General features: G+C 61.1%; 4 protein-coding genes. 2 read left to right on the top strand and 2 right to left on the bottom strand.

Annotated features, from left to right (window positions below):
* On the bottom strand, nucleotides 1–715 hold a 715-nt coding region (locus JJE47_17710), incomplete at its 3' end, for a PLP-dependent transferase (GenBank protein MBK5269262.1).
* Between the two features lie 132 nt (nucleotides 716–847).
* Here JJE47_17710 and JJE47_17705 point away from each other — a divergent pair.
* Complete coding sequence (locus JJE47_17705; protein MBK5269261.1) at nucleotides 848–1,237, top strand: hypothetical protein; 390 nt, start codon at nucleotides 848–850, stop codon at nucleotides 1,235–1,237.
* 287 nt (nucleotides 1,238–1,524) lie between these two features.
* Here the strand turns inward: JJE47_17705 and JJE47_17700 are convergent, their stop codons facing one another.
* Nucleotides 1,525–2,703, bottom strand: a complete 1,179-nt coding sequence (locus tag JJE47_17700) for a GNAT family N-acetyltransferase (GenBank protein ID MBK5269260.1) — start codon at nucleotides 2,701–2,703, stop codon at nucleotides 1,525–1,527.
* Nucleotides 2,704–2,726: 23 nt separating this feature from the next.
* On the opposite strand from JJE47_17700, the gene JJE47_17695 reads away from it, so the two are divergent.
* Nucleotides 2,727–3,209, top strand: a 483-nt coding sequence (locus JJE47_17695) for an AAA family ATPase (GenBank protein ID MBK5269259.1), incomplete at its 3' end; no start/stop codon positions are given.

Here is a 3,209-nt window from a genome sequence, read left to right as displayed (position 1 = left end):
TCGGGAACTTGCCAGATGTTTCCCAATCAAACGTGCCTCCGTCGACCAGCACACCACCGATGGCCACACCGTGGCCTCCTATGAACTTGGTTGCCGAATTCAGGACGATGTCGGCACCCCAGTCGATGGGCCGACACAAATAGGGCGAAGCGAACGTGTTGTCGATCATGAGCGGAATGCCGTTGGCATGAGCAACTTCCGCGACCGCCGGCAGGTCCATGATTTCGAGTCCGGGATTACCGAGCGTCTCGCCGTACACAAGTCTGGTGTCTTCGGTTATGGCATCAGCGAACGCGGACGTATCACGGGGGTTTACAAAGGTCGTAGTTATTCCGAAGCGAGGCAACGTGAGGTTCAGCATGTTGTGCGATCCGCCGTAGATCGAACCAGAAGCGACGATGTGGCCGCCCTGGCCCATCAGGGTTGCCACAGCGAGGAAAAGAGCGGCTTGTCCCGAGGCAGTCGCCACCGCCCCCACTCCGCCTTCGAGGGCCGCCATCCGCTCCTCAAATACCGCCACGGTGGGATTGGAGATCCGCGAGTAGATGTGGCCGGCGGATTCGAGATTGAATAGTGCAGCTGCGTGGTCGACCGAATCGAACAAGTAGGAGGTCGTCATGTAGATCGGCTGGGCCCGCGCTCCGAACGTTGGGTCAGGTTGCTGACCGGCGTGTAACGCCAATGTCTCAAATCCGAGACCATCAGGTGTGATCATCCGCTGAGGCTATCAGCCCTGACCCCTTCCCTCTCGAACCTGCGCTTCGATCCGCCCACCTCTGAGAACTACTGGCCTTGTCCTCTGACGGTGATAAGGCGACCATCGCATGCTGGAGGGACGGAGGCGTCCATGGAAACCCTCGATACCGTCTTGGTGGACTGCGTATCGGATTACTCTCAAGAGGCCGCCCAGCTAGAGCGCCGGGGCCACCATGTCGTGTATTGCGCCGGACCTCCCCGGGCCACACTGTGTCCAATCCTGCGAAAAGGATTCTGCGAGAAAATAGCGGCGGCGAGCGGCGTTATCTTCGACCTGGACCTCGACCGGGCCCAACACCGGGCGATCCTGGCCAGGTATCGAGAGGTGCTCGGATCAGAAATCCCGATCCGGGTCATGGTCTCGCCCCGGCAGGCCGTCAGGTATGCCGAACTACTAGCTCCGAACCAGGCTTGGACCCAGCACCCGACGATCACCGACGTCGACGACTTCGCGGCTGCCCTCGAAACCATCGACGGCTGATCGGGGCTTCAGGCACCGTACCCTCGGTCTCGTTGGCCACCCCCGCGACTTTCAAGTCTGATGGTGAAACGGGGGCCGTCCGTGTGTCGCGCAGGAGGCGATCTTTTCGTCACGGGTGGCCGGTGAATATAAGGGCCCACCGAGCATGCTGCGGGGACCGGACGTCGGGGCGATTACCACCGGCTGGCCGCAGAGCGGACACTCCGCATTCGGCTCCGGATCCTTCATTGTCCAGAGCACCGACCACCCGCGTCGAAGGGTCGATGTCAAGTCGGCGCGCCAGTCACCTACGGGACGATCCAGGTGAGGATGTCGACTTCCTGGGGAGGAAACAGGGCGTCCATGATGGCTGCTTGCTTGCCGAGATAAACGTCACCGTGCCATCGGTTTAGTTCGGTTATTCCATCCCGACCGAGAATCATCGTTGCCATGAGATCCGGGGGTACACCGGAACCGCCGTTACTGACCGGAGCCTGAATACCCGGTCCGCTCGTGATCGGCCCGAATGTTCCATTAGCGATGTCGGCGCGATAGCTGGCCTCATAGGTCGACAACATCCACGGGTGGGTCAGGTCGTCGAGGCCGGCCACGGCGAGACGCTGATCGAAGGTCGGTCGAAGCGCATTCAGGAGGGCTTCGGTATCCAGCACCTTGCCGTAGTAGGCCTCTGTGTTGTCCGAGGTCTCACCGAATGATCCGATGAAGACACCCGCCGGTGAGGCGGGCCGATGCAGAACGCCGATACTGCCGGTGCCTCGCACGGCACTGAGGAGCGAGCCGAGAACTTCCGGCTGTGAGGCGACCACTTCGAAGACCCACATCTCGTCATCGGCGTGATAGGCGCGAACCATCCCAACGGGTGTGCCGGCCTGGCGGGCGATCACCGATCGGTAATTGGGGGACTCGACGAACCATCGTCGTACGTCATCGGGAAACGAGGCAGCCACGTCCGCAGATTCCTGGGCAGAAGCCTGGAGTTCCTGAATGTCCCGAACGTCATCCACGGTGGCCTCGGAAAGCACCAACGTGCCATCGGTTGGTAGTTCGACACCTGCCCGGATCACCTGCATGTCGGGGACCGTGACGGCGTACTCATAGCCAAACCGGCGATAGAAGTATGGGATGCCGACGATCATCGATATCAGCTCCCCACGCTTGAGCATGGCTTCGGTGGCCGCTTCGAACTGGCGGCGGACCAGACCTCGACCCGCGTACCGTTCGTACGTGGCGACAAACTCGACCTGATTACCTGGAACGGTGACCGAGCCAATCCGATACAAAACGGGATGCACCATCATGGTCGAACCGATCGCACCATCGACGGTGCCTACCCACCAATCCCGGGGTCCATCACCCTCGAGGATCATGCGCGCCTCAGGCCCATCTTCCTCCTCGAGGCGCTCGACAAGGAGTTCGCATATCGCGTCGATGTCGGAGGTATTGGCGGATCGGATCTCAATGGTCATCGACGGAACTGTAGGCTGCCGGGATGGCGATCCGAATCCCCATTCCGTCGCTCGTCGTGTTGGTAGGACCGTCGGGAAGTGGGAAGACCACCTGGGCGGAAACCAACTTCGCTTCGGGCCAAGTTGTGTCCTCAGATGCGCTCCGGGCGGCCGTCGGTACCGGGCAACACGATCAAAGGGCGTCGACGGACGCGTTCGCGGTACTCGAGTCGATTGTTGATGCCCGCTTGAAGCGCGGTCTCGTAACGGTCATCGATACTCTTGGTCTCAACGCCGAAGACCGCCAACGTTGGCGGGACAAGGCCACTGCGACCGAAATGCCCTGTATCGCCATCGTCTTCGACACCGACGCCAAGACCTGCAAGGACCGCAACAAACGTCGTAGTCGCAGTATCCCCCCCAACGCCCTCGATGGCCAGATCGCCCGTTACGCAGAAACCCGACCGCTCCTCGAAACGGAAGGGTTCGCAGCCGTGTACCCGGCCAAGGAAGTACTCCCCGTATCC

This window comes from Acidimicrobiia bacterium, from assembly GCA_016650365.1.
Taxonomy (GTDB): domain Bacteria; phylum Actinomycetota; class Acidimicrobiia; order Spongiisociales; family JAENVV01; genus JAENVV01.
This window is presented reverse-complemented; position numbering and strand designations above follow the sequence as displayed.

What these genes read in the sequence shown, in the direction of transcription:
- JJE47_17705 (MBK5269261.1), top strand. Translation starts at nt 848, where the DNA reads ATGGAAACCCTCGATACCGTCTTGGTGGACTGCGTATCGGATTACTCT.
- JJE47_17700 (MBK5269260.1), bottom strand. Translation starts at nt 2,703, where the DNA reads ATGACCATTGAGATCCGATCCGCCAATACCTCCGACATCGACGCGATA.